This is a genomic window from Parabacteroides goldsteinii (assembly GCF_020091425.1).
In the GTDB taxonomy this organism is placed as follows: Bacteria; Bacteroidota; Bacteroidia; order Bacteroidales; family Tannerellaceae; genus Parabacteroides; species Parabacteroides goldsteinii.
The window spans coordinates 870,810-896,318 of sequence record NZ_CP081906.1 but is presented as its reverse complement, the minus strand read 5'-3'; the positions used below and the strand labels follow the sequence as shown (position 1 = coordinate 896,318).

At 40.7% G+C, this 25,509-nt stretch carries 19 protein-coding genes and 2 tRNA genes; 14 read left to right on the top strand and 7 right to left on the bottom strand.

What is annotated here, in order from left to right; translation table 11 throughout:
- The first annotated feature begins 313 nt into the window (after nucleotides 1-313).
- From K6V26_RS04635 to K6V26_RS04620, 4 genes are all read left to right on the top strand, one after another.
- Entirely contained in the window at nucleotides 314-3,454 is a 3,141-nt protein-coding gene (locus K6V26_RS04635) for a SusC/RagA family TonB-linked outer membrane protein (protein ID WP_224264711.1), read from the top strand.
- A 32-nt stretch (nucleotides 3,455-3,486) separates the two neighbouring features.
- Nucleotides 3,487-5,034, top strand: a complete 1,548-nt coding sequence (locus K6V26_RS04630; RefSeq protein WP_224264710.1) for a RagB/SusD family nutrient uptake outer membrane protein — start codon at nucleotides 3,487-3,489, stop codon at nucleotides 5,032-5,034.
- Nucleotides 5,035-5,064: 30 nt separating this feature from the next.
- On the top strand, nucleotides 5,065-5,847 hold the full coding sequence (locus K6V26_RS04625) for a hypothetical protein (RefSeq protein WP_224264709.1): 783 nt from the start codon (nucleotides 5,065-5,067) through the stop codon (nucleotides 5,845-5,847).
- Nucleotides 5,848-5,948: 101 nt separating this feature from the next.
- Complete coding sequence (locus K6V26_RS04620) at nucleotides 5,949-8,837, top strand: M16 family metallopeptidase (RefSeq protein WP_224264708.1); 2,889 nt, start codon at nucleotides 5,949-5,951, stop codon at nucleotides 8,835-8,837.
- Nucleotides 8,838-8,890: 53 nt separating this feature from the next.
- Here K6V26_RS04620 and K6V26_RS04615 read toward each other — a convergent pair whose 3' ends face one another.
- Genes K6V26_RS04615 through K6V26_RS04605 form a run of 3 tightly spaced genes read right to left on the bottom strand, consistent with a single transcriptional unit; the run spans nucleotide 8,891 to nucleotide 13,571 of the window.
- Nucleotides 8,891-10,351, bottom strand: a complete 1,461-nt coding sequence (locus tag K6V26_RS04615) for a TolB family protein (protein ID WP_224264707.1) — start codon at nucleotides 10,349-10,351, stop codon at nucleotides 8,891-8,893.
- A gap of 11 nt (nucleotides 10,352-10,362) precedes the next feature.
- Nucleotides 10,363-12,114, bottom strand: a complete 1,752-nt coding sequence (locus K6V26_RS04610; RefSeq protein WP_048316162.1) for a DUF6057 family protein — start codon at nucleotides 12,112-12,114, stop codon at nucleotides 10,363-10,365.
- Between the two features lie 11 nt (nucleotides 12,115-12,125).
- Nucleotides 12,126-13,571 (bottom strand): ATP-binding cassette domain-containing protein, encoded by a 1,446-nt coding sequence (locus K6V26_RS04605; RefSeq protein WP_224264706.1) that lies wholly within the window; start codon nucleotides 13,569-13,571, stop codon nucleotides 12,126-12,128.
- A gap of 440 nt (nucleotides 13,572-14,011) precedes the next feature.
- Here K6V26_RS04605 and K6V26_RS04600 point away from each other — a divergent pair, with 440 nt between their 5' ends.
- The gene (locus K6V26_RS04600; RefSeq protein WP_010800008.1) at nucleotides 14,012-14,680 is read left to right on the top strand and encodes a 3-keto-disaccharide hydrolase; all 669 of its coding nucleotides are present in this window, start codon (nucleotides 14,012-14,014) and stop codon (nucleotides 14,678-14,680) included.
- 92 nt (nucleotides 14,681-14,772) lie between these two features.
- On the opposite strand, the gene K6V26_RS04595 is transcribed toward K6V26_RS04600, so the two are convergent.
- Both K6V26_RS04595 and argB read right to left on the bottom strand, forming a co-directional pair.
- Nucleotides 14,773-16,434: an IS1182 family transposase gene (locus K6V26_RS04595; protein WP_224263243.1), complete on the bottom strand. Its 1,662-nt coding sequence runs from the start codon at nucleotides 16,432-16,434 to the stop codon at nucleotides 14,773-14,775.
- A gap of 129 nt (nucleotides 16,435-16,563) precedes the next feature.
- Entirely contained in the window at nucleotides 16,564-17,337 is a 774-nt protein-coding gene (gene argB / locus K6V26_RS04590) for an acetylglutamate kinase (RefSeq protein WP_224264705.1), read from the bottom strand.
- 70 nt (nucleotides 17,338-17,407) lie between these two features.
- Between argB and K6V26_RS04585 the strand changes: the two genes are divergently transcribed.
- The 8 genes from K6V26_RS04585 to K6V26_RS04550 all read left to right on the top strand — a co-directional run bounded on the left by K6V26_RS04585 (nucleotide 17,408) and on the right by K6V26_RS04550 (nucleotide 22,605).
- Nucleotides 17,408-17,480 (top strand) — tRNA-Gly (locus tag K6V26_RS04585).
- 47 nt (nucleotides 17,481-17,527) lie between these two features.
- Entirely contained in the window at nucleotides 17,528-18,376 is an 849-nt protein-coding gene (locus tag K6V26_RS04580) for a BRO-N domain-containing protein (RefSeq protein ID WP_224264704.1), read from the top strand.
- 93 nt (nucleotides 18,377-18,469) lie between these two features.
- Complete coding sequence (nhaD, locus tag K6V26_RS04575; protein WP_224264703.1) at nucleotides 18,470-19,900, top strand: sodium:proton antiporter NhaD; 1,431 nt, start codon at nucleotides 18,470-18,472, stop codon at nucleotides 19,898-19,900.
- Between the two features lie 19 nt (nucleotides 19,901-19,919).
- On the top strand, nucleotides 19,920-20,582 hold the full coding sequence (locus K6V26_RS04570; protein WP_007652609.1) for an MgtC/SapB family protein: 663 nt from the start codon (nucleotides 19,920-19,922) through the stop codon (nucleotides 20,580-20,582).
- A gap of 65 nt (nucleotides 20,583-20,647) precedes the next feature.
- Nucleotides 20,648-21,283, top strand: coding sequence for a hypothetical protein (locus K6V26_RS04565; RefSeq protein ID WP_007652608.1), 636 nt, complete (start codon nucleotides 20,648-20,650; stop codon nucleotides 21,281-21,283).
- A 12-nt stretch (nucleotides 21,284-21,295) separates the two neighbouring features.
- On the top strand, nucleotides 21,296-21,652 hold the full coding sequence (locus K6V26_RS04560) for an arsenate reductase family protein (RefSeq protein WP_007652607.1): 357 nt from the start codon (nucleotides 21,296-21,298) through the stop codon (nucleotides 21,650-21,652).
- Between the two features lie 7 nt (nucleotides 21,653-21,659).
- Complete coding sequence (locus K6V26_RS04555; protein WP_007652606.1) at nucleotides 21,660-22,019, top strand: DUF3795 domain-containing protein; 360 nt, start codon at nucleotides 21,660-21,662, stop codon at nucleotides 22,017-22,019.
- 10 nt (nucleotides 22,020-22,029) lie between these two features.
- On the top strand, nucleotides 22,030-22,605 hold the full coding sequence (locus K6V26_RS04550) for a uracil-DNA glycosylase family protein (protein WP_224264702.1): 576 nt from the start codon (nucleotides 22,030-22,032) through the stop codon (nucleotides 22,603-22,605).
- Between the two features lie 138 nt (nucleotides 22,606-22,743).
- On the opposite strand, the gene K6V26_RS04545 is transcribed toward K6V26_RS04550, so the two are convergent.
- Entirely contained in the window at nucleotides 22,744-24,246 is a 1,503-nt protein-coding gene (locus K6V26_RS04545) for a glutamine synthetase family protein (RefSeq protein WP_007652603.1), read from the bottom strand.
- 186 nt (nucleotides 24,247-24,432) lie between these two features.
- Here K6V26_RS04545 and K6V26_RS04540 point away from each other — a divergent pair.
- A tRNA-Trp gene (locus K6V26_RS04540) sits at nucleotides 24,433-24,505 on the top strand.
- A gap of 145 nt (nucleotides 24,506-24,650) precedes the next feature.
- On the opposite strand, the gene map is transcribed toward K6V26_RS04540, so the two are convergent.
- Nucleotides 24,651-25,502 (bottom strand): type I methionyl aminopeptidase, encoded by an 852-nt coding sequence (map, locus tag K6V26_RS04535; protein WP_010800013.1) that lies wholly within the window; start codon nucleotides 25,500-25,502, stop codon nucleotides 24,651-24,653.
- Between the last annotated feature and the right edge of the window lie 7 nt (nucleotides 25,503-25,509).

Below are 25,509 nucleotides of genomic sequence, written 5' to 3'. Positions count from 1 at the left end.
CGGTTTTTAGGTCAAATAAATCTTAGCCTGAAGTGTAAAAGACAAGGGGTTAAAAATAGATAATTTTAAATCGTCTGTTTGTCGGAAATCTTAAAATAACAGCAGCTGTTTCACTTCCGGAATACCCGATTTACTGGCTATTTTGTTAATTAACAGTCCTTTTTTTGTAAAAAGTTATTAGAATTTAGTTGTTATAATAAATTTATTATTACATTTGCAGTCTCTCAGGTATGTTTTATAATAGGTTTTTGGCAAAGTATTCACAAATATAGTGCAAATTAGTTATTTATAAGTTAAATAAAAAAGTGTGTCTATGAAAAAGTTGACTTATCTTTTGTTTTGCCTAATTTTAGGTATTGGGATGGCGACTGCTCAGACGACGAAGGTAACAGGTACTGTTATCTCGGCGGATGATAATGAGCCAATTATTGGTGCATCGATTGTCGTAAAGGGTACGATGGTCGGTACAGTGACTGATTTTGATGGTGCGTTCTCTTTGGATGTACCAAGTTCTGCAAAGACTCTGGTAGTTTCTTACGTGGGTATGAAGACTCAAGAGATCGAAGTAAAATCTAATTTAAAAATCCTAATGCAAACTGATAATCAATCTCTTGACGAGGTTGTTGTAGTTGCATATGGTACTGCGAAGAAAGAATCATTTACTGGTTCTGCCGAAATCATCAAAAATGAGAAGATCGAAAAAAGAACTGTTGCTAATGTTAGTAAAGCATTAGATGGACTAGTGGCCGGTGTACAGACAACATCGGGTTCCGGACAGCCGGGGTCTGGTTCTTCTGTCGTAATTCGTGGTTTCGGTTCTATCAAAGCATCTCAAAACCCGTTGTATGTGGTAGATGGTATTCCTTATGACGGTAATATCAATGCAATCAATCCAAACGATATCGAGTCGATGACTGTATTGAAGGATGCATCTGCCGGTGCGTTGTATGGATCTCGTGGTGCAAACGGGGTTGTGATGATTACAACTAAAAAAGGTAAGGATGGTGCTTTACTTGTCAATTTGAAAGCTAATTGGGGTATTGCTTCACGTGCTATCCCCAGATATGAGACAATGGATGAAAGAGGTTATCTGGAAACGATTTTCCAATCATATAAAAATGATCAGATTGCAAGTAACGGATTATCTCCTGAAGCAGCAGGTGTTGCTGCATTAACAGCTATGGGAAGCGGAGCTAAAGCTATCTTTGGTACTAACCAGATGTATAATCCGTTTAACTTTCCTATTACAGAACTAATTGATCCGGTTACAGGTAAGGTCCGTTCTGATGCAACATTACGTTATCATGAAGATTGGATGGATGAAGCTACAGCAAACAATCCGTTACGTCAGGAATATGTATTGAACATGTCCGGTTCTCAGAATAAAACAAAATACATGTTTTCTTTAGGCTACCTGAATGAAGACGGTTTGTTGAAGACTACTAACTTTCAACGTTACACGGGTCGTATCAATGTGGATACAGAATATAAAAATTGGCTGACCGCTGGTTTGAGTACAAACTTTGCCCATACGAAGAGTAACACTTCTCAAACATCTACTTCTGCTTCATCAAATATTTTCTACTCGGCTCAATTGATGGCTCCTATTTTCCCTGTACATCAATTGGATGAAAACGGACAAATTATGTATGGCGCCGATGGTGCACCTATGTTTGATTATGGTTCAACTCGTCCTGCAGGAGCAAATGCCAATTTTAATAGCATTGCAACTTTGTTTGATGACAAATACGGAACAAACGACGATAACGTAAGTGGACGTACTTATATCAGTTTGGGTGATTTGAAAGACGGTCCTCTTCAAGGATTGAAATTGACAGCGAACTTCGGTTTTGATTATGTGAACCGAAATAACTTTACTTATTATAATCCTTATTTCGGAAATGCAGCCAGTGTAAAAGGTATGCTGGGCAAGACTAACTATCGTTATTTCAGTTACACATTCAACCAATTGCTGACTTATGATAGAAAGTTCAATGACAAACATCACATTGACTTTTTAGCCGGTCACGAATATTATGATTACGAAGTGAGTTCTTTGAGTGCAACCAAGTCTGGTTTCCCATTCGGAGGTATCTATGAATTAGCTGGTGCTACTACTATCACAGATGCTAGTTCTGTAAAGGATTCTTATACGATCGAATCTTATTTGTTCAGAGCAAACTATGATTATATGGACAAGTATTATTTGTCGGCCAGCTTCCGTACAGATGGTTCTTCTCGTTTCAACAAAGATTATCGTTGGGGTAAATTCTGGTCGGTCGGTGCAAACTGGCGCATGAATAACGAAGCATTCCTAAGCGATGTGGACTGGTTGAATAATCTGTCAGTGAAGGCTAGCTATGGTGTTCAGGGTAATGACAATGTCGGTACATTATATGCTTGGCAATCTTTCTATGATTTAGGTTGGCCTAATGCCTCCATGAGTGGTGCATTAGTATCTTCTCTTGAAAACACGAATTTGAAGTGGGAACAAAACGGTAATTTGAACGTGGGTGTCGAAGCTAAAGTCTTCGATCGTTTCTCAGCATCTATCGAATGGTACAACCGTAAAACAACGGATATGTTGCTCGATTACCCGATGGCATCTTCTTTAGGTTTCGACAGTTATTTGAAAAATATCGGTAGCATGCGTAACACCGGTTGGGATATTACGTTAAACGGTCGTTTGGTCAACACAAACGATTTTACCTGGGACCTGACTTTGATGGGATCGACTGTCAAAAATAAAGTATTGCATTTGGCAGATAAACCAGAAATCATTAGCGGAAACTATATTATAAAGGAAGGTGAAACGATTAACTCATTCTATACAGCAAAATCTGCCGGAGTAGATCCTGCGACAGGTAGCCAATTGTATTGGGTTTGGGATACGGATGAAAATGGCAATCCGGGAGAACCTTACATCTCTTCCAATATAAACAAAGCTACAGCTTCTAAACAGATTATGGGTAGCCGTATTCCGAATTTGTACGGATCATTCACAAACGATTTCAAATATAAAGGTTTCGATTTAAGCATCATGTGTACTTATTCGATCGGTGGTAAAGTGTTGGATAGCGTATATAATACCTTTATGTATGGAAACTATGTCGGACAAGCCAAACATAAAAACCTGGAAAGGGCATGGAAACAGCCGGGAGATATTACCGACGTACCTAAAATTGAAATTGGTAAAGCGTATCCTATCACAGACGCCGATTTGATCAATGCTTCTTATTTGGCGATTAAAAATATCACATTAGGTTATTCTTTGCCGACCAGATTGACAAAGGGAATGTTCATGAAAGATATACGCTTCACGGCTACAGCCGATAATCTGGTGTTATTCTCTCATTTGAAAGGTATGGACCCGCAATATAACTTCAGCGGTGGTACTACATTTGTTTATACACCTTCAAGAACTATTTCTTTCGGTGTAGATGTTAAATTTTAAGCAGAACCAGTAAAATATAAATACGAAAAAAAATGAAAAAAGTAATATATATATTATCTGCTGTCGGATTACTTACTTTGGGAGCATGTAACGACCAATTGGAAACAAATCCGACCGATAAAGTCAGCGGAACAATTATATTTAGCGATGCCAATGGCGCTGAAACGGCGATGAATGGTATTTATCGTGCTACTTATGTAGCTGGTTGGGGTACAGGTTGGGCTGACGAAAATCCCGGATTTGTCGGTGTCTATTTAGCTGGCGATCTGATGGGAGAAGACCATCTGATGCTTGGACAAGGACAAGGCTGGTTTTATGAAGATTACCGTTTTAATGTTCGTCAGGATTATACACATAAGCAAGGACGTCCATATCAGTTCTGGAATCTTCATTATACGCTGATCTCAAACGCCAATTACATTATCGCCCAAGCACCGGATGCCGGAGGTGATCAGAATCTTTTAAACAGCGTTGTAGGACAGGCCTATGCTATGAGGGCACTCTCCTATTTCCAATTGATCCAGTTGTATCAACAGACTTATAAAGGAAATGAATCAGCTCCCGGAGTACCTTTATATACGGAACCGACTACAAGCTCATCCGAAGGTAAACCGCGGGGTACTGTAGAAGATGTCTATAAACAGATCAATTCTGATTTGGAAACAGCTATCTCGTTATTGAAAGATTGCGGTGTTGAACAAAAACATCCATCTCATATCGACTATTATGCAGCGAACGGAATCAAGGCACGTGTTTGCCTCGTTCAACAAAATTATGAAGGCGCACTAGCTGCTGCCAAAGAGGCTTTGAAAAAGCCGGGATTGCAAGCGGTTCTTCCTGTTAGTTCATTAACAGGATTTAATAGTGTAAAAAATGCCGATGTATTGTGGGGTGTAGAAGTTATAGCAGATCAAAGTCAACATTTCGCATCCTTGTTCAGTCACATGGATGCTGATACTGAAGGAATGTATGCTTCAGGTGCAGAAAAATGTATTTCCAGTTGGTTATACAACAATATGCCCGAGACAGATGAACGGAAATCTTGGTGGAGAGGTGACCTGAGTGAAGACGAAATAGTGAGTGGTACATCCATGTTGCCTTATTGCCAGGTAAAATTCAAGTTTGCAAATGTAACCAGCCGTACCGGTGATTATATTTATATGCGCGGAGAAGAAATGGTGCTTATCGCCGCAGAAGCAGAATGTCACTTAGGACATTATGCTGAAGCACGGAAGTTAATTTCACAATTAGGAAGCGTACGCGACAGCAATTATGCGGTTCGTTTGGCAAAATTCTCCGATTCTAATTCTTATAATCAGAATACAGTAGCTCCATTGCAGACTCTTATGGATGAAATCTTATTCCAGCGCCGTGTGGAATTATGGGGCGAAGTAGGACGTATATTCGATTTGCAACGTTTAAAACTAGGCTTCGATCGTGATTATAGCGGCTCTAATCATACCGAATTGGTTAAGAATGTAGATACAAATGCCGGATCCAATGCATTCATAATGACATTGCCCCAATCGGAAATAGACGGTAATGCCAATATCAGCGCATCCGATCAGAATCCATTCTAATGACATGTTTAATAATTAAGCAATAGAAATATGAAATCAAATATATTCAAATCGTTATCCTTGCTGATTCTAATGGCAATGGCATTCGTTGGTTGTTCAGAGCATGATGGTGTCGTTTACAGTGGAGACAGTGCCGTTTATGCTTTTGCCGGAGCTACACAGAAAGTCGAAATGTTAGCAACGGATGGAAACAAGATCGTTGTTCCTGTCTATCGCGGAACAACACAGGGAACTTCTACTCTTGAACTGACCTTTACTCCTGCCGAAGGAACTGAAGAGTTGTTTACATTGGAAAATCCAACTCTGACGTTCGAAGATGGAAAATCTGTTGCAGAAGCAGTTATTACTTATAAAGATATCAATTTATTGGGAGTAACAGACCAATATGTTTTAACTTTAGGATTTGATGAAGCTAAAGCCTCTCCTACTAAAGTTAATTCTATCACGGTAAAAGCTCAACGCAAGTTAACCTTTAAATCCATAGGTACAGGAACGTTCACATCCAGTCTTTTTGAAGAATCCTGGCCACAGGTTATTGAGAAAGCAGTTGAAGCAGATGTATATCGGTTGCCGGATTGTTATTATGAAGGTTATCCTATCATCTTCTCAATGGATGAGAATGGGGAAATAGCTAATATTGCGATACAAGAAACGGGGTATGTGGATAAAGATTATGGTATGACTTCTTTTTATTGTACAGGCACGGAAAAAAGCGGGAACAAACATAATATTTCAGCCTTCTTGGTTGTGAATTACAATGGAGGTTTGGCTAAACTATTTGACGAATTTGTGACTCTTGAATTTCCAGAATAATATATAGCATACATCGAAATGAAAAAGATACTGTTTTATTTTATGCTAATAAGACAGTATCTTTTTTGTTTTATTACATCTACAACATAAATTAAATACAAATGAAAAAAATCTATTTTCTGATTTGGTTAATAATCACGGTTGTTTACCCTTTCACGGTTTCTGCACAAGGATTGAAGGGGTTTAAACTTAAAAACGGACTTTCTGTATATATATGGGAAGATAGTACGAAAAATGATGTGTTTGGTTTAGTCGGAGTAAAAGTTGGTGCGGTAAATGATCCGGAAGACTTAACTGGACTGGCACATTACCTGGAACACATGATGTTTAAAGGAACACAGAGTATCAGTGCTTTAAACTGGGAAAAAGAAAAACCTATATATGAACAGATCATAGCCAAATATGATGAAATGGCAAATGAAACAGACCCAGCTAAAAAAGAAGCGATTTCACTTGAAATAAATAAACTGACCGTAGAAGCAGCGAAGCTTGCCGCTCCTAACGAATTTGCTGAATTGACAGATAATATGGGAGGAAAAATGCTCAATGCTGCAACCGGATACGATGAAACCATGTATTACAGTTCATTTCCCCCCTCTCAGTTATATAAATGGCTAGACCTTAATTCAGAACGTTTTATTAATCCGGTCTTTCGCGCCTTCCAGCCGGAGTTGGAAACCGTTTACGAAGAATTTAACAGAAGTCAGGATATGCAAGGTTCCCTGCAATCAGACTTTATGTTGAAACACATTTTCCCTGGTCATCCTTATTCCCGCGCAATACTAGGTTTACAGGAACATCTCAAAAAACCTCGTCTGGGGGGATTAGTCGATTTCTATAAGAGTTGGTATGTTCCGGAAAATATGGTTCTGATCTTAGTCGGAAATATCAAGTTAAAAGAAGCAATGGGGCTTATTAATGACCGCTTTGGCCGTTTGAATCCACAAAAAAGCCCAGAACGGAAAACCTATCCTGAAATAGAAATAAAAGGCCGCACAGAATATAGTACAAAAATGGGAGACTTCCCTACTTTAAGATTAGCCTTCAAAGGGGTTCCGAAAGGACATGAAGACGAATTAGCCCTTACTATTTGTGTAAACATGTTATCTAATAGTAACCGTACCGGATTATTAGATAAACTATCTTTGTCCGGAGATGTCCTGGGGGCTGATGCCGGTTTGATCAATTTCAAAGAACAAGGTCGTATACTAATTGTAGGTGTCCCCTATTATGATGTAAACCAACGCCGCTTCGAATCATCAAAATCGCTTGAGAAAATGTTACTTCAGGAAGTCTCCAAAATACAAAAAGGAGAATTTAATGAAGAACTATTCAACTCAGTGAAAGCGACTCTTATACGTGACTTCGATCTCGCTTTTGAATCATCATACAATAAAGCGGAACAAATTTTGTCTACTTTTATTTGTAATGAAGACATAAGCCATGTTTTGAATTATAAAGAAAGATTGAAAGCCATCAGCATAGAACAGGTAAAAGAGATTGCAAGCAAATATCTCAATAAAAATTACATTGTGTTAAATTATCAGCCAGGAAAAGCCCCTAAGGCTGAAAAACTATCCAAACCCAAATATGATCCGATCAATCCGGAACGCGGAGTGATATCACAATATGCTGAAAAATTCCGTAAGCTACCGGTTCGTAAAGTTGATCCGGTTTATGAAAAGTTCGATGCTGTCCAGATCAAGCAAGTGAATGAACGCTCCCGATTATTCTATACACAGAATCAGGAAAATGCGATATTCACACTAACTCTGAAATATGGAGTCGGAACCCATGAAATGCCTCAACTTAAATATGCCGTCGATTTGATGAACAATGCCGGTATTATGGGAGCTTATGAACCGCAAGCGTTAAAGCAGGAGTTCAATGCCCTAGGCGCAGTTTGTAATTTTGGTGTAGATGACAATTACCTTTATGTCTCTATGTCTGGTTACGAAGAAAATCTTGAAGCTTCCTGTAATTTGCTGACTCGTCAGATCCTTATGCCCAAACTTGATGAGAAACAATTAAATAATATGATTGGTTCTGCTTATCAGATGCGCGCTATCGAAGAAAAAAATGAAAATTTGTTGGAAGGAGCCTTACATGACTATTTACTGTATCAAAACAAATCCGAATATCTGGATCGTATGCCATTGGAAGATATTATCAATCTAACAATCAGCAGTCTTACAGGAGAATTCAATCGGGCCACAGATTATGAAGCAGAAATTCATTATGTGGGTTCAATGCCTTTCAATGATGTTTACGATGTTTTAAGCAAGAACCTTCCTTTGAAAGCTACAGAAAAGACAAGTAACTCACCTGTTGTAAAGGATCGTGTTCAATATAAAGAAAATACGATCTATTTCGTATCCGATAACGATGCATTGCAAAGCAAGATTTATTTTTATGTCGAAGGTAATCCTTTTAAGGTTGAAGATGACGTTTATTACAAAGCTTTCAACAAATATTTTGGAAGCGGATTCGGCGGATTGGTTATGCAGGAAGTTCGTGAATACCGTTCTATGGCTTATACCGCAGATGGTGGAGAAATCACGCCACCTCTGGCTAATAAAAATGCCTACTTCGAAGGATATATCGGTACCCAGGCAGATAAAACGATAGACGCAATTGATGTCTTTATGAATCTATTGACGGAAATGCCTGAATATGCAGACCGCATCAGTGGCATAAAAGATTATTTGAGGGAAGGTCTTCAAACGGCTAAACCGGACTTCCGTTCAAGGAGCCAAGTGTATGAAGCATGGAAGCGTTTGGGTTATACCGAAGATCCTGCCAAAACACAATTACCTAAAATCCAGAATTTATCATTTGAGGATGTTGTAAAATTCTATCAACAAAACGTAAAAGGCCGCCCGGTAGCTATCGGTATAATAGGCGACCCCAAACGAATTAATCTGGATGAGTTATCGAAATACGGAAAAGTCATTCGGATAAATAAGAACAAACTTTTTTCTTCCAAATAATAGAAATTCGACTAATATTACTAATAAAAAAAGCCGCTTAAAAGCGGCTTTTTTTATTTAGCGAACTTCACATCTATCCCTTTATCCTCTTTCGCTTTCAGTCCTAACACCCTGCCACCGACTTTCACCTTTCCGGTAATAAACTCCGGAATATTATATGACATCATAAAACGGTCATAAAAGCCGGTATCTTTCTGAGGCAATAAAAACGGTTTGCATGCATTTCCTTTTTCATCTATATAAGCGATATAAGGACGTGTATATAATCCATCCATCCGGCGACTGCTAAATATAACCCAACGGCTATTGCTACTCCAGGAATGATAGCTTTCCACATCATCGCTATTCAATATATCTAACGGTATGCTTTCTCCTGTTGACAAATCCGCCATCTGCAAATCCGCATCTTTATGCCAGATTGAGAAATTTCCATAACCCGAGACTGTATACATTAAATATTTCCCGCCCGGAGATACCCGGGGGAAAGAAGCACTCCGACCTGAAACTGCTGCATTATATAAAGTATCTACCTTTGAACCGAAACTCCGGCTGTCAGGATCGAATCCGATAGCACATAAATTATATTTGATCTCTGAAAACTCTTCCGGAATAGGACGTGCCGGAGCCGTACAGAAATAAAGCGTTTTTCCATCCGGAGAGAATGTCGGGAAAGTTTCAAAAGCATCTTTGGAAAACAACTTAGCCGTAGTTACAATCTCATGTTTTTTCACATCATAGACAACAACGTCCGACGCCTCATCAAACACTTCTATACGGTTCCTGTCGTTGGCATGGAAACCCTGTTTGGTGTTGTTTACAGAAAATGCCACATATTTTCCGGAAGGATGCCAGGAAGGATAGACCAAAGAGGATATTGTCTGCTCGGTTTTCGTGTTCAGTTTTTCTATCTTATCGCCATCTATCAGAAGAGTTCCCGGATATGTTTCACGCATATGGAAAAGCATCTTATCCGGATTCTGCATGCAAAATGAATGACAATTCACACAGTTCCTGCCACTCATCTTATTCTCGATAATAGGCATCTCGGTATAATTCTCCAGGTTACGCTGATAAAGTCCCATTTTATTCCATAAAGTGTATCCCGGTGCAATCAGACGGTAAGCTATATAAGGATCGACCGGTTCTGCCGCCACATTCCATTTAACAGGAGCATATTCCACCCATTTCCCTTTATCTTTCACCTGAACAACAACCTTTACCTCATTTCCTGCCGCAGACGATAATAGTTTTTTCCATTTAGAAACAGGAAAAACGAACTGGTTATCCTTCGCCTTCACTCTTATCTGCTGATCCGAGAATGACAGAACAGCACGTGCATCTTCAACAGGAGTCTCCAAAGAGAAATTCAGCGGAGCGATATTTGCCGGTATCGTTATATCGGTGTAATCCGGGAAGATAGCAGGTCTTTCGCTTAACGTATCACTCACCTGAACCGAATCCGAACAAGAAAAAAACAAGGCCAGCAATGCTATATATTTATAATTTCCATTCATATCCCATTCCTTTATTTAAACATAAAATAAAACCAGTAAGTATCTCCGTAAGCCCTGCGCAACAGTCCGGGGAGGGCACTCTTATTATTCCGGTTCGCCAGAACCTGTTTCTTGTATTCTGCAAAACGTTGCATGACGGAGGGAGAAATATCAAAACGTTTCCAATAATCAGGTTCCGCTTCCGACAACGTGATCACTGCTTCCTGGAAAGACTTCGGCAACACTGGGAGCACCTCCGTTCCATAATAAGTTTCGACCAGTCCTTTGAAACCATCCATATTCTTTGCCAATAAAAGAAAGGCTCCCAGATATTCGATGGCCGCTTTATTTTCCGGATTGGCTTCAGCGATCATACGCATGTCTTTTTCGATATAGTTTATCTCTGAAAGATAGTTCTCTTTCGGTAAACATTTGCGCCTTGGTCCCAGCACCGGATCCTGCTCTACAGCAGCATCATTATATAAAAATTTACGATGTTCACCGGCCCATTTTTTATAATAAAATGTATTCTCCAATATATTCAGATACTTCTCCGCCACCGGATATTCCCCATAAATAATATTTGTCTGAACAAGTCTCTTTAACATACGGGGATTCCCCTCTCCTATGGCTGTTGCATATGCTTCAAAAGCCATTTCCTGAGCCATCGCCGGATTTCCCATGGCAAAAGCAATATCACTCAATAAAGAGGATATCTGCTCTGTTTTATTCCATCCGACCATTATTCCCTGCGGTCCTCTCTGGTCAAAACTGAATAAACGATCTGCCAACTCTCCTTTTTGAGATAATGCCAGATTCAAAAAACACATATTCAGATAATTAGTCAACGTGCCTTGACTGCTTTCCACTATTTTATCCCATTGTTCCGTCCTTGCATAATAGTCGAGTTCTTTCACTTTGGCTGATTTCTTATCTCCATATTCAGGTATTCCCCACCAGCATAATACAAATAAAAGGATTACCTGAAAGATTCCGCCGGCAATCAGGAGTTTTTTACCAATATCTTTCTTCCTTTTCCTCAACAGAAAAGCGACAATCAGGATCAAAGGCAACGAAATCCATGAATAATAGATGACAGTTTTCGGTTCCAATGCAGTATGATAGTAAGCATCCGGCAAGAAAGCAAAACGATATTCCCCCAGCATCGAGAAATAGACACTGCAGACCCCGCAAAGAAGAGCGAGAACAACAGAAAATAACGACCAGTAAAACCGGGGAGTTTTATTAAAGAACTCATATACTACCACCGACAAAGCAAACAAACATGCTACAGACCCGGCCAGTCCATAAAGCAAAGGTGTTATAATGATCTCTGCTATCATCCGCCATTTGTCTGTCGATATACAAAGGCAGAAATACAAAGCACAAAGCATCATGTTGAATGCTATCGTTCCAAAAACCAGATAATTAAAATCAAAATGGAGGAACATAATCAAAACAATCGGGATCAGATAAAGCAGGAAACAATTCGTGTCCGGAGCGATCCGGCGAACAATCCCTCTCATTCCTAATCCGGTTAACAGCAACAGTCCCGCAGTAATTCCGGCACCGGCATAGGGATAGATAAAAAACTGCACCAAAAACTCAGATAAGGTTAATGCAAACCCACCAGGCATAGCCAGTTTCTCTGAAATATACTCACCGGTAAATTGAAATAACTGACTTTGTTCGATAAAAAAGAAATGGAACTTGCTATATTCCTGAAGAAAAATGAACAAAGCAGCCAATACAACCAACCAGAAAGCTGTGACTTTCAATTTCATGGTATTATATTTTAAGCATGTTTAATCAATTCAAAACGTTTATCAACACACGAAGGTAATTCATGCGGATAATGAGTGACGTAAACCAATGTCTTTCCCGGCCGTTCACAAAACTGCTCAATAATACGGGCAGCCTTCCGTTTATTACTGATATCGAGTCCGTGCAACGGCTCGTCCAGAATAATTAAATCCGGATCTTTCACAAAAGCCCGGGCCAGTAAAGCCAATCGTTGTTCTCCGGAAGACAATGTCAGGAACGAACGGTCCTTCAATTCTTCAATCCCAAATACACGCATCCAAGCCAAAACTATAGACTGTTGTTCTTCCGTACATTTACGATACAATCCGATAGAATCAAAAAATCCGGAACCGACGATATTTAAAGTGGGCACATTCTCCATATAAAAGAGATGCATCTCCGGAGAAACATATCCTATCCTCTTTTTTATATCCCAGATACTCTCACCCGATCCCCGTTTCCGGTCAAACAAATATAAGGTATTTGCGTAAGATTGAGGGTTATCTGCATAAATCAAACTTAATAAAGTTGATTTTCCGGCACCATTGGAACCGAATAACGCCCATTTCTCTCCATTTTTCACCTCCCAGTCCAGTTCTTTTAAAATAGTGCGGCTACCATATTTAATGGAGACATGCTCCATACGGAACGTCACTTCATGGGCAGAGGGTTCTTTATTCGATGCGGGTAATGAAATATCCCCGGAATAACCGGGAAACAAATGTTCCAACAAGTCTGTCCGGCCCATGAAATCAGCACGTGTCTGAGAAGGATAAGGTGTACGGTTATAGACTGGCAAAACGTGAGTTATCATCTCCGGTATGTCATCCGGATTCGACAACAATAGAATAACCTGTACATTATCCAGCTTCGCCATTTGTTGTAGTAAATGAACCAACACATCACGCGAAGCCGCATCCAGACCGATAAAAGGATTATCCAGTATCAAAATACGCGGATGGTTCAATAAAGAACGGACGATAAGAAATTTACGTAGTTCCCCGCTGGAAAGAAAAATGAGTTTTTTAGGCAGCAAGTCCTCAATACCGAAAAATGAGAGTATCTGATGTAAATCCGTTGTACCGGAATATTCTTTCAAAATATCTTCTACAGTCGGCACTTCATCGGTTTCCGTTGAGTGCCAGCGTTGTTGGTAATAAGAATTCCGGCAATCAGCTAATGAGTAAATGTCTTTGAATGCTATACTTTTTATCAGGTTACTGATTTTGTCATCATAACTGAACGTCACCTCTCCCTCTTTCAATGCAAACTTGCGCTGCATCAGGTCAGCAATCAATGTTTTACCAGCTCCGTTAGGTCCGACTATTGCCCATTGTTCCCCTTCATTGATTTTCCAGCTGAATGGCTCCGCAAAACGCAGTTCCGGTAAACGGGTTACTACATTATTTATATTAACGATTGTTTTACTCTTTTCCATTGTTGTTAATTTGTCCCCCAAAGGTAAAGAGTTTATTTATAAAATTAAACATACCGGAATAAAAGGAACTATTAAAAGAAAGGGATCACTCATCCCGAGCAATCCCTTATTATATATACAGGCCTGGTATGTCTATGAAATTCTTACAAATTAGTTATTTTAATGCCTGTAATTTTCCTACTCAACTTAACGTATCTATTTACTATTTTTATTGTATTTACATTTTATTATATTTAATCCAGAAATCAGACACCAGCCTTTTCGAAACAAAAATAATAAAATAAAAGAAAACAGCAACAGAAAACAACATATTTCGTATAAATCAACCTTTTTTGCTATCATTCAAAAGACAGGTATAAAATTAACCAGTTTTTACTCGCTTATTAAAATGGATTATCTATCTTTGGATTTCTAATTATTTTATCTTAAAATCCAATAACATGAAACGATTTTTTTATTTCTCAATTCTCTTTCTAGGCATCATCAGCACCCTTAGTGTTTCAGCTTCCGACAACAAATGGAAACCTCTGTTCGGAGAAAACCTTTCCGATGCCAGCTACAATCCTGAAGTTTGGAGTATGACAGGCGGTGTACTTGCAGCAGTGGAGGATGAATCCATTTGGACAAAGACCGAATATGAAAACTTTGAACTGGATTTGGACTTCAAAACCGACGTAGGAACTAATAGTGGCGTTGTAGTATATTGCACCGATACTAAAGATTGGATTCCCAATTCTGTAGAAATACAGATTGCCGATGATCATTGTGAAAAATGGGGAAACGGCAAACCTTATGAAAAGTGCGGAGCCATTTACGGCCACCTGGGTGCAAAACAAGACAAAATAGTAAAAAAGCCCGGCGAATGGAACCATATGCGCATCAGATGTGTCGGACAACGCATTAATGTTATCCTGAATGGTAAAAAAGTAACGGAAATGGACATGAGCAAATGGACTTCGGGAACAGTCAACCCGGACGGCAGTGAAATCCCCAGTTGGTTACCTAAGCCATTTGCAGAACTTCCAACAAAAGGATATATCGGATTACAGGGTAAACATGGTGATTCCCTGATCTGGTTCCGTAACGTAAAAATAAGAAGCATCAAATAATAAATGAAAAGAGGAAAGAGGAAAGGTAAATGTGTCAAAACTAAGGCACATCTCCTTTTTTATCTTAAAAATAGTCGTTCCTCTTTTTTTGTCTATGCGACTATTTTTTCAGTAATTAGGTAATAAGGCTTAATATTCGTCGTATGTTGAGCCACACGTGGTCTGATAAAGATAAATATAGTGTGTGTACTCCTTCTCTTTCCTGCTTTTAGTAGTTTTGTACACATCTTTTTGATATTAAAAGCTATAGCAAAGAAGGCAAAGTCCATTGTAACCTTGTCTTCTCCCACATGCCGGAACCTTTTGTATGCCATGTTGTGTTTCATTTGTCCAAAAACTGCTTCCGGTTCTATACATCGCCTTCCCCTATGCCTGATGCCTTCTTTCGAGAGTAACCTTTCCCGTGCCTGCCGTTTGTATTGGTTTAACCGGTGGTTGACTTCTATAATACGGTTCCCCCGGGCTTTAAAGCAACTGCCACGTAAAGGACACCCTTCACATCTTTGTGCTTTATACCGGGCACTTTCGGTGATGTATCCGCTAGCTGTTTTGTCACGCCTGGTTCCTATACGGTTCATGTGCTGCCCCATAGGACAAACGTAATAATCCTCTTCCGCATTGTAATAGAGACTCTCCGCATGGAATGGATTGGGGGTATAACGGGGACGCTGTTCTTTATGGAAGTAGTTGTACTTAACAAAGGCTCCTATCCCATTATCTTGCATGAACCGGTAATTTTCTTCCGAGCCGTAACCGGAGTCTGCCACACCGACAGTCGGTAAGCGGTTATAGCGTTGCTCAAAGGAGTGGAAGAAAGGTATGAGGGTCAGTGTATCGGTTGGGTTGGGAAACAGTCGGAAGTCTATGAGGAATTGGTTCTGGGTACCTATTTGCAGATTATATCCGGGCTTGGTCTGTCCGTTTCTCATGGCGTCCTCTTTCATGCGCATGAAGGTGGCATCAGGATCGGTCTTGGAATAGGAGTTGCGTTCTCCAAGAGTGTCAAGATGGTTGTCGTATTCCATCAACTTGTCACGGTACTCCTCAAGTTCCCGGACCTGTTTCTTCTTTTCCCGGATGACTTTCTTTTGTTCCTTGTCCTTTGTTACAGGCTGGTGTTCCAGCACCTCTTTAAGTTCATTCACTATATCTGAGAGCATGGCGGGAGTGAACTCTACGGGTGTGTCTTTGGCGGAGTTCTCTTGGGCTATGGCTTCATCCACCTGCTCCAGGAGAATGCGGATCTTATCCATCAGCTTTGTACGGTTCTTTTCGACTGTCTTGCGCCAGACAAAAGTATATTTGTTGGCTCTGGACTCAATCTTGGTACCGTCAATATACTCTACGTCAAGGCTGATGAAACCTTTGTCGACAAGGACAAGAACCAACTGCGTGAATACATTATTTATCTCTTCTTTTACACGATTACGGAAACGGTTGATGGTTATAAAATCCGGATGTTCATTACCGGAAAGCCAGATATAATGAATGTCACGTAGGAGAAGCTTCTCTATTTTGCGGCACGAATAGATATTGTTCATGTAGGCGTAGATAATCACCTTAAGCATCATTTTAGGATGATAAGGACAACGACCGGTTGCTTTATAAAGCTTCTTGAAATTGTCAAGATTGAGATTATCAACAACAGTATTAACTATGCGAACCGGATCGTTCGCTGCTATGTTTTCATCAATTCTTCCGGGAAAAAGAACTGTTTGGTTGGGAATGTAAGGACGAAAATGTAACTTTGCCATAATGAAAAACTTTATGCCTAAAGATACAAAAACTTTGGGTAATAACAAAGCCCGGGCTTGTGAAAGTCTGGGCTTTGTGCATAAAAAAAGGTTGTGCCAGCGTTTTGACACAACCTCCTTTTCATTTTATCAATAAACTTTCGTTCCTTTTCCCTGATGGATTTCAGAAGCCTGGGTTATAATAACCTCTTTCACCCCTGCATCGATTGCCTGAAATGAATTTTCCAGTTTAGGGATCATACCTCCCTGGATAATCCCCTCTTCTACCAATTGTTTAAATACCGTACGGTCTATTTCCGGAATAACGCTTTCATCATCATTCTCATCCCGCAATACACCTTTTTTCTCAAAACAGAAAACTAATGTTACATCAAAATGCTTAGCCAGTGCTTTTGCTGCTTCACCGGCAATCGTATCAGCATTGGTATTCAGCATATGCCCCTGTTTGTCATGGGTCAGCGGAGCCAATACCGGAACAATGCCCTGATGGATCAGAGAAGCCAGCAAATCTGCATTCACTTCTTTCACATCTCCCACAAAACCATAATCGACTTCAGCTACCGGACGTTTATCCGAACGCATCAGATTCATATCTGCTCCAGTGAGGCCTAGTGCATTCACATCTAACGCCTGCAAACCGGCCACAATATTTTTATTGACCAGGCCGCCATATACCATTGTTACCACTTTCAGTGTTTCAACGTCAGTCACCCTGCGGCCATTCACCATTTTACTTTCGATGCCTAACTGGCTCGCCAGTTTAGTTGCAGAACGTCCTCCGCCATGTACCAATGCTTTAAAACTTTCTATATGAGAAAAATCCCGAAGCAAACTTTTCAATGTTTCCTCTTCCTCAACGATCTTTCCGCCGACCTTAATCAGCGTAAGCTTTTCTTTATTCATATCTGATAAAATATTTTTGCGTCAAAGGTACAAAAAAACAAAAGATTTATATACTTTTGCACCTGTCAACGCGGTAGTAGCTCAGTTGGTAGAGCATTAGCTTCCCAAGCTAAGGGTCGTGGGTTCGAGTCCCATTTACCGCTCCCTAAAAACAAGACCTTAATAATAATCTCTATATACCCATCGAAACATGACAAAGAAAGAAGCAATCAAAATTTTTGAAGAAAAAAAAGTTCGTACTCTTTGGGACGATAAAACTGAAGAGTGGTATTTTTCTATAGTGGATGTAATATCTATTCTGACCGAAAGCATAGATGGTCGAAAATACTGGAACAAGCTAAAACAGAGGCTAAAAGAAGAAGGTAGTGAACTGGTGACAAATTGTCACCAGTTGAAGATGCCTGCTTCTGACGGAAAAATGCGCATGACAGATGTCGCCACAACTGAACAACTTTTTCGTCTTATCCAGTCCATCCCATCACCTAAAGCAGAGCCGTTCAAACTTTGGATAGCTCAAGTAGCAAAAGAGCGGCTTGACCAACTACAGGACCCGGAATTATCCATTGATCAGGCTATGACTGACTATAAACGTCTCGGCTATTCGGATAATTGGATCAACCAGCGCCTCAAAAGTATTGAAATACGAAAAGACCTGACTGATGAATGGAAACGTCACGGTCTACAGGAGGGAGTACAATTTGCAACCCTCACTGATATAATTACCAAAACATGGTCAGGAAACACGACTAAAGAATACAAGCAACTGAAAGGTCTTAAAAAGGAAAATTTGCGGGATAATATGACAAACACAGAACTTGTACTCAACATGCTGGCAGAACTATCTACCAAACAAATTTCCGAGGCTACCGAACCGGATACGTTCAATGAACACATAGATGTAGCAATGCAAGGAGGAGAAGTTGCCCGTAATGCCCGACTTGAATTAGAGGCAAAAACCGGAAAACAAGTCATTTCACCTCTGAATGCAAAAAACGGATTACGATTGAATAAGGAAAACAAAAAGCAGGATGAGATATAATTCAAAACATTTCGCCCAAAAGGAGTGTTAATCCCATATAATTCCTACATTTGCGACTATTAACTGAATTTAAAAAGAAAAAGAAGATTTGCTATGTTGACAGTAATGATTTTTGTTTTTCTGATTGGATACTTATGTATAGCTTTAGAGCATCCGCTAAAGGTGAACAAAGCCGGAACAGCCCTACTGACCGGAACAATACTTTGGGTTTTATACACATTTGCTGCACCTGATCTGATCCCGACCGCATCAGCCGAAGAGTTTAATGAATTTCTGGATGCCTATCCGGCTATAGCAGATCTTCCTTTTGTAGAACAATGTACCCGCTTCGTCGTTGAACACCAGGTACTGGACAGTATCGGAGAAATTGCAGAAACATTGATTTTTCTGATTGGCGCGATGATCACCGTGGAGTTGATAGACGCTCACGGCGGTTTCATGTTTATCACAAACCGTATCAAAACCAACCAGAAAAAAAAATTATTACTACTGGTCGCATTTATTACTTTTTTCATGTCTGCCATACTCGATAACCTGACAACTTCCATCGTTATGGTTATGCTAATGCGGAAACTACTGGGGAACTACAAAGAACGGTGGGTATTCGGCAGCGTGATTATCATTGCTGCAAACAGTGGCGGGGCCTGGTCACCAATTGGAGACGTGACAACCATCATGCTTTGGGTCAGAGGAAACATTTCCTCATCCTCAACTATTCCACACCTGATTTTGCCCAGTCTGGTATCAATGATAGTACCCGTTCTCATCATGATGCGTTTCCTTCATGGGAAAGTGACTCCGCCCGATGCATTTACCTATAATGAAAATGACAAACTACTCAAAGAATTAAGAACCAAAGAAAAACTCTCGATACTGATACTCGGCGTATTATGTCTTATATTCGTCCCTATATTTAAAACGATCACTCATTTGCCTCCGTTTATGGGTATCCTGATGGGAGTCGGTATTTTATGGATCTATACAGAATTAATGTATAAACGAAATATTGTCAATGAAGACCTTAAACTTCGTCTGTCAAAAATAGTGCGTCGTATAGACGGGGCAACCCTATTATTCTTCCTCGGAATCCTTTTGGCTGTCGACGCATTGCGGTGTAGTGGTGTATTGACAGATTTCGCTTTCTGGCTGGATGAAACTGTCGGAAATGTATATGCTGTAAACCTGATCATCGGTACTTTATCGGCCGTAGTTGATAATGTTCCGCTGGTAGCCGGAGCTATCGGCATGTATCCGGTTGCAACAGACGCTATCATCGCAACAGCAACAGATCCGACTTATATGGCAAACTTTGTTCAGGACGGAATATTCTGGCAATTCCTGGCTTATTGTGCCGGAGTTGGAGGCAGCATGCTGATCATAGGTTCGGCTGCCGGAGTTGTCGTGATGGGATTGGAACGCATCAATTTCATCTGGTATCTGAAAAACATATCCTTGCTGGCCTTGATCGGATATCTGGCCGGTGCAGGAGTATATATTCTTCAAAATGTAGTATTAGGATTATAAACAAGGGAGGCATACAATTATGTTATGGGATTTTATTCTGAGATTATTTATTGCCGGTATTCTTGGTGCCGTAATCGGTCTTGACCGGGAATACAGGGCGAAAGAAGCCGGCTATCGTACACATTTCCTGGTCTCACTGGGAAGTGCCCTTATCATGATTGTATCCCAATACGGTTTTCAGCAGATTATACAAGAAAGTAGTGTTTCGCTCGACCCCAGCCGTGTTGCGGCACAGGTTGTTAGTGGTATCGGCTTTATCGGAGCGGGAACCATTATCATACAAAAACAATTTGTTCGCGGACTGACGACTGCCGCAGGAATATGGGCAACAGCCGGAATCGGCCTGGCAATCGGTGCCGGAATGTACGGCATCGGTGTTGCGGCAACCGTACTGACCCTGATGGGACTTGAACTGCTAAGTTATATCTTTAAAAGCCTGGGAATGAAAAGTTCGATGATTATTTTTTCCACCAATGAGAAAGATATCATAAAAAAGGTAACCCGGGTTCTGAACGACAAAGGCTACCTGCTCGTCTCCTACCAAATGGAAAAAGTCAGTCATTCAAACGTCGATACTTTCATTGTCACCCTGGTTATAAAGGCCAGGAAAAGTACGGACGACAACCAGCTGCTACTTTTCATGGAAGAATTTCCGGAGGTAACAGTTGAGAGAATTGAATAGAAATTCTTAAAACGGGGACAAGTTTTAGTATCTTTGTCCCCGTAATCATTTTATAACAGATACACATGAACATAATTTCTAAACTATTCAAGAAAGAAAAAGAGGAAACAGAAGCTACATCAAAAGGCTCCGTTGAAGAATTTGTAACATTAATCCGCGTATATTATCAGGCGGTAATGGCCGTACAGTTGGGTATTACCAATATTAATATGTTGTCGGATATGGCCCTTTTCAAACGGATGCTGAAAATTCCTACCCAAAATAACAAGCCTGGTATCGCAGAAAAGGCACGTGTCCGCAAGATATTAATGCAGGACTATGCCATGAAAGAAAGTTTCTTCAAGGAAATAGAAGCCTCAGTAAAAAAGAACTGTAAGTCGCAAAACGACATCAAATCATACTTTTTCCTTTTCCAGGGATTTTGTAATGACCTGTTCTCCCTGCTGGATAACCTGATGCAATGGAAGTTCCGTTTCTCCATGCTGGTAAAAAAATTATTATATAACCAGACAGCAAAAACAATCCATGAGATTGTAACCCGTTCGGAATGGAAAGAGGTCAGTGTCCAGAAAACAGCCTGGAGCATCCGCAAATACAAAGAGACATTAGGCTATTCGGAAGAATGGATGACTGATTTCGTTTACAACATTGTCCTTCTTGCCAAGGAAGATGCCAAAAACCAACGTAAAAAAGACAAATAAAATCAGACAGGTATGAAATATCTATTTTTAGAATATCCGAAATGCAGTACCTGCCGGAACGCAAAAAAATGGCTGGACGAACATAAAGTTGCTTATGAAGACCGCCATATAATCGACCAGCATCCTTCGGCTGAAGAGTTGACGGAATGGATAGGACGCAGCAAATTACCGCTGAAGAACTTCTTCAACACCAGTGGCCTTGTATATAAAGCCATGCAGTTGAAAGACAAATTGCCCTCCATGAGTGAAAAGGAACAGATAGAACTACTTGCTTCCGACGGCAAACTAATCAAACGTCCTTTGTTGGTAAGCGAGAATCAGGTATTGGTCGGCTTCAAAGCGGCTGAATGGGAAGAATCCGTAAAATAAAGAATATATGAAAGGAATGGAAAACCTTACATATCAACCCGACGCTGCATATGTTGCAGCTTGTGGCCTATATTGCGGTGCTTGTCGCAAATTCGTAAAAGGACAATGCCCCGGATGCTGGGAGAATAAAAAAGCGGACTGGTGTAAAATACGGGCATGCAACATCGAGCATAACTATAAAAGTTGTGCCGACTGCACAATCAGTTCTATCGATGAATGCAAGAAGTTCAATAACTTCATCGGAAAAGTATTTTCTATCCTCTTCCGTTCCGACCGTCCGGCCTGTATCAGAAGAATACAGGCAATCGGCTATGATGCTTTTGCCAGGGAAATGCACGCTAAAAAACAACAGACAATAAAACGATAATTATATCCCGATGGTTTCAGAATTACATCCGTTAGGTTTCTTTTTACCGGAGCAGACTAAATTGCTTATGTTGGGGAGCTTTCCTCCTCCGATGCAACGTTGGTCGATGAACTTTTATTACCCGAATATACAGAACGATATGTGGCGTATCCTCGGACTATTGTTTTATAGCGATAAAGAATATTTTCTTGAAACGAAGAAAGCGTTCAGTGAAGAGAAAGCCAAGACTTTCTGCCGGGAGAAAGGTATCGGTATCGGCGATACGGCTGTCGAAATAATCCGGTTAAAGAATAATGCTTCCGATAATTTCCTGCAAGTGATAAAACCGATAAATCCGGAAGAAGTCCTGTCGCAAATACCCGAATGTAAAGCGATTGTCGTTACAGGGCAGAAAGCGATGGATACGATTTTATCGGTATTGCCTCCGACAGAGGAGCCGAAAGTCGGAACTTATTCAACATTCACCTTACTGGACCGGGTATTCAGGTTATATCGTATGCCTTCCTCATCACGAGCCTATCCGAAACCATTAGAGGAAAAGGCGGCGGTTTACAGAGGGATGTTTGAAGAACTCGGAATGTTATAAAGAGGGAGTACCCCATTCCCGTGCTTGACACGGGAACGCATTAAGGCAGACCGTAAATATCTGATTGATAAGGTCAGTTCTTCTGCGGCCCCGTGTCAAGCACGGGGACAAGGCTCTCCCCCTTTCTATTTTATACAACTACCCGCAATGGAAATAAGTATTTACCAACCGAAGCATTCCTTCGGGGTCATTCTTCAAATCATCTCTCAGGGTAAAGTCGTTATAAGACTTCAACTTTTTGATTATACCGTCTATCATGCTCGGGCTAAACACATTATATTTCTCAAAGACAGCCCGTTGCTTTTGCAGACGTTCGGCCGAAGCAGCACAACTGTCGGGTAACTGGTCCAGAGTTTCCAGACGGGCCTTGTTTTCTTCCTGGTGGATATTCACATTTACATAAGTCTTTTCGGCTATTTCCAACGCATTTTCTATCTCAAAACCATGACGACAAGCGACAGCCAATCCAGCCAACAACTGATACAAATCGGCAGAACCATCCGGCGAACGCATCTCAACCGTCTGTTTCTGTGTCGTATCATAATGGCTTTCCGATTCCAGGGGGTTAGCCAATACACACATGTCTTTCTTTGCAGCCCAGCCTAAGGGGACACGTACCAATACCGAACGGTTCCGGTCGCCCCAGCAAACGTTTGTCGGAGCTTCCTGATGGGGCACCAAACGGAAGTAAGAGGTTGGATTCGTATTTCCGAACGCAGTAATCGAAGGAGCCAGTTGCATCATTCCGGCAATCGCCTTACGGGCAGTTTCAGACAAAGCACCGTCGGCCAACATCTGATTTTTACCGTCTTTCATAATTCGCATATGAACATGCAAACCCGAACCGGCTTTTCCGACTGTAATCTTAGGAGCGAATGTGATATCCAGACCATAGCTATAAGCCAGATTACGAATTACCCATTTGGCAATCATTAACTGGTCGGCAGCTTCTTCCACTTTGGTTGGTAGAAACTCGATTTCGTTTTGCTCATATATCTTTCCGTTCAATGTAAAGTTACCGACTTCGGAATGGCCATATTTAATCTGTCCGCCGGCCTGGGCAATATATTGCATACACTGGGTACGGAACTCATTGAATTTGGCGAACGGGCCGGATTCATGATATCCGCGCTGGTCGGTTGCCGGGAATAATTCTTCCTCTTCCGCTATCACATAATACTCCAATTCGCCCATTGCCTGAAACTCCATGCCTGTTACTTCCGTAAAGGCTTTGCTTGCTTTATACAAGGTATATTCGGGAGAGCTTTCCAACGGTTCGCCATCTTTATTAAAGAAAGAACAAAGCATAGTGATCGTCGGCAACTCGGCAAAAGGGTCGACGAAGGCTGTCCGGAAGCGGGGAATTACATACAAGTCGCTACTGCCGGCTTCAATAAAAGAGAACAGGCTGGAACCATCCACACGCTCACCACAGGTAAGGATTGCATTCAGATAGGCTGCATTATTAATAACAAAATTCAATGTTTTCAGACGGCCGTCTCCTGCCGGATACATAAAATTGACCATCTTGATTCCTTTTTCGCGGATAAAAGAAATAATATCCGCCTTTGTAAACTCAGATGAAGGTTTCTGCAAAAATTCGACTAAAAGATTCGAATTCATTTCTAATTCGTTTTCCATGTTTTGTTGATTGTATTTATACAATATAGATTTAATTATATTTTCTATAAGGTTTCAAAGATAAAAAAAGATATGACGGTTGTTTCGCTTTTCGTTGGATTTTATCAGGTAAGTGAAAATAGAATTGCACTTTTTCTGAAAAAGCCTTGCATATTAAAAATAAAAACCTACCTTTGCACCCGCAATACGGAAGTAGCTCAGTTGGTAGAGCACTGGTCTCCAAAACCAGGTGTCGGGAGTTCGAGCCTCTCCTTCCGTGCAGAAGCGATACAATTTGTATCGCTTTTTTTATTCGGATAAATAGTACTTACAAAACATATATGCTTTGATTACGAAACATATATGCTTTGCGTACAAAAGTCCCTTATTTTGATTTCAAAGGTCCCTTATCTTTGAACCGGTGTTTAGTCCGATAATATTTCCAGTCCGTTTTCACGCATCACGAATGTGTGTTCCCATTGGGCGGAAGGAAGTTCGTCGTCGGTTATTACCGTCCAGCCATCTTCTTCGGCAATATAAACACGATATGTACCCATATTAATCATCGGTTCAATCGTAAAGACCATTCCCGGGACCAGTAACATGCCGGTACCCTTACGTCCGAAATGAGTTACTTCGGGTTCTTCATGAAATTCCAGTCCTACCCCATGCCCGCATAAATCACGGACAACAGAAAAACCGTTCTTTTCCGCATGTTTCTGGATGGCATGACCTATGTCGCCAACAAAACCGAATGGCTTAGCTGCCTTCATTCCTATTTCCAGGCACTCTTTTGCCACACGCACCAGTTTCTCTTTTTCAGGAGAAACCTTGCCAATCATAAACATCCGCGAAGCATCCGAATAATAACCGTCCAGAATTGTCGAAACATCTACATTGATAATATCCCCCTCTTTCAATATCTCTTTTTCGCTGGGGATACCGTGGCAGACCACTTCATTGATGGAAGTGCACACGCTCTTCGGGAATCCTTCAAAATTCAGCGGGGCCGGGATAGCACCGTGGTCAACCGTATAGTCATAGACCAGTTTGTCTATTGCGGCTGTCGACATTCCGGCTTTTATTTCTTTTCCCACTAAATCGAGAATACCTGAATTTACAACCCCGCTTCTGCGGATACCTTCAATCTGTTCTTCTGTTTTAATCAATTTCCGGGAAGGTACCAAATGACCTTTATTCTGGAGGTAGAGAATCTTTTTATCCAATTCGGTAAGTGGCTGACCTTTGATAAGTTGCCAATTGTTTCTTTTTCTCATAAATCTT

What these genes read in the sequence shown, in the direction of transcription:
- K6V26_RS04635 (WP_224264711.1), top strand. Translation starts at nt 314, where the DNA reads ATGAAAAAGTTGACTTATCTTTTGTTTTGCCTAATTTTAGGTATTGGG.
- K6V26_RS04630 (WP_224264710.1), top strand. Translation starts at nt 3,487, where the DNA reads ATGAAAAAAGTAATATATATATTATCTGCTGTCGGATTACTTACTTTG.
- K6V26_RS04625 (WP_224264709.1), top strand. Translation starts at nt 5,065, where the DNA reads ATGAAATCAAATATATTCAAATCGTTATCCTTGCTGATTCTAATGGCA.
- K6V26_RS04620 (WP_224264708.1), top strand. Translation starts at nt 5,949, where the DNA reads ATGAAAAAAATCTATTTTCTGATTTGGTTAATAATCACGGTTGTTTAC.
- K6V26_RS04615 (WP_224264707.1), bottom strand. Translation starts at nt 10,351, where the DNA reads ATGAATGGAAATTATAAATATATAGCATTGCTGGCCTTGTTTTTTTCT.
- K6V26_RS04610 (WP_048316162.1), bottom strand. Translation starts at nt 12,114, where the DNA reads ATGAAATTGAAAGTCACAGCTTTCTGGTTGGTTGTATTGGCTGCTTTG.
- K6V26_RS04605 (WP_224264706.1), bottom strand. Translation starts at nt 13,571, where the DNA reads ATGGAAAAGAGTAAAACAATCGTTAATATAAATAATGTAGTAACCCGT.
- K6V26_RS04600 (WP_010800008.1), top strand. Translation starts at nt 14,012, where the DNA reads ATGAAACGATTTTTTTATTTCTCAATTCTCTTTCTAGGCATCATCAGC.
- K6V26_RS04595 (WP_224263243.1), bottom strand. Translation starts at nt 16,434, where the DNA reads ATGGCAAAGTTACATTTTCGTCCTTACATTCCCAACCAAACAGTTCTT.
- argB (WP_224264705.1), bottom strand. Translation starts at nt 17,337, where the DNA reads ATGAATAAAGAAAAGCTTACGCTGATTAAGGTCGGCGGAAAGATCGTT.
- K6V26_RS04580 (WP_224264704.1), top strand. Translation starts at nt 17,528, where the DNA reads ATGACAAAGAAAGAAGCAATCAAAATTTTTGAAGAAAAAAAAGTTCGT.
- nhaD (WP_224264703.1), top strand. Translation starts at nt 18,470, where the DNA reads ATGTTGACAGTAATGATTTTTGTTTTTCTGATTGGATACTTATGTATA.
- K6V26_RS04570 (WP_007652609.1), top strand. Translation starts at nt 19,920, where the DNA reads ATGTTATGGGATTTTATTCTGAGATTATTTATTGCCGGTATTCTTGGT.
- K6V26_RS04565 (WP_007652608.1), top strand. Translation starts at nt 20,648, where the DNA reads ATGAACATAATTTCTAAACTATTCAAGAAAGAAAAAGAGGAAACAGAA.
- K6V26_RS04560 (WP_007652607.1), top strand. Translation starts at nt 21,296, where the DNA reads ATGAAATATCTATTTTTAGAATATCCGAAATGCAGTACCTGCCGGAAC.
- K6V26_RS04555 (WP_007652606.1), top strand. Translation starts at nt 21,660, where the DNA reads ATGAAAGGAATGGAAAACCTTACATATCAACCCGACGCTGCATATGTT.
- K6V26_RS04550 (WP_224264702.1), top strand. Translation starts at nt 22,030, where the DNA reads ATGGTTTCAGAATTACATCCGTTAGGTTTCTTTTTACCGGAGCAGACT.
- K6V26_RS04545 (WP_007652603.1), bottom strand. Translation starts at nt 24,246, where the DNA reads ATGGAAAACGAATTAGAAATGAATTCGAATCTTTTAGTCGAATTTTTG.
- map (WP_010800013.1), bottom strand. Translation starts at nt 25,502, where the DNA reads ATGAGAAAAAGAAACAATTGGCAACTTATCAAAGGTCAGCCACTTACC.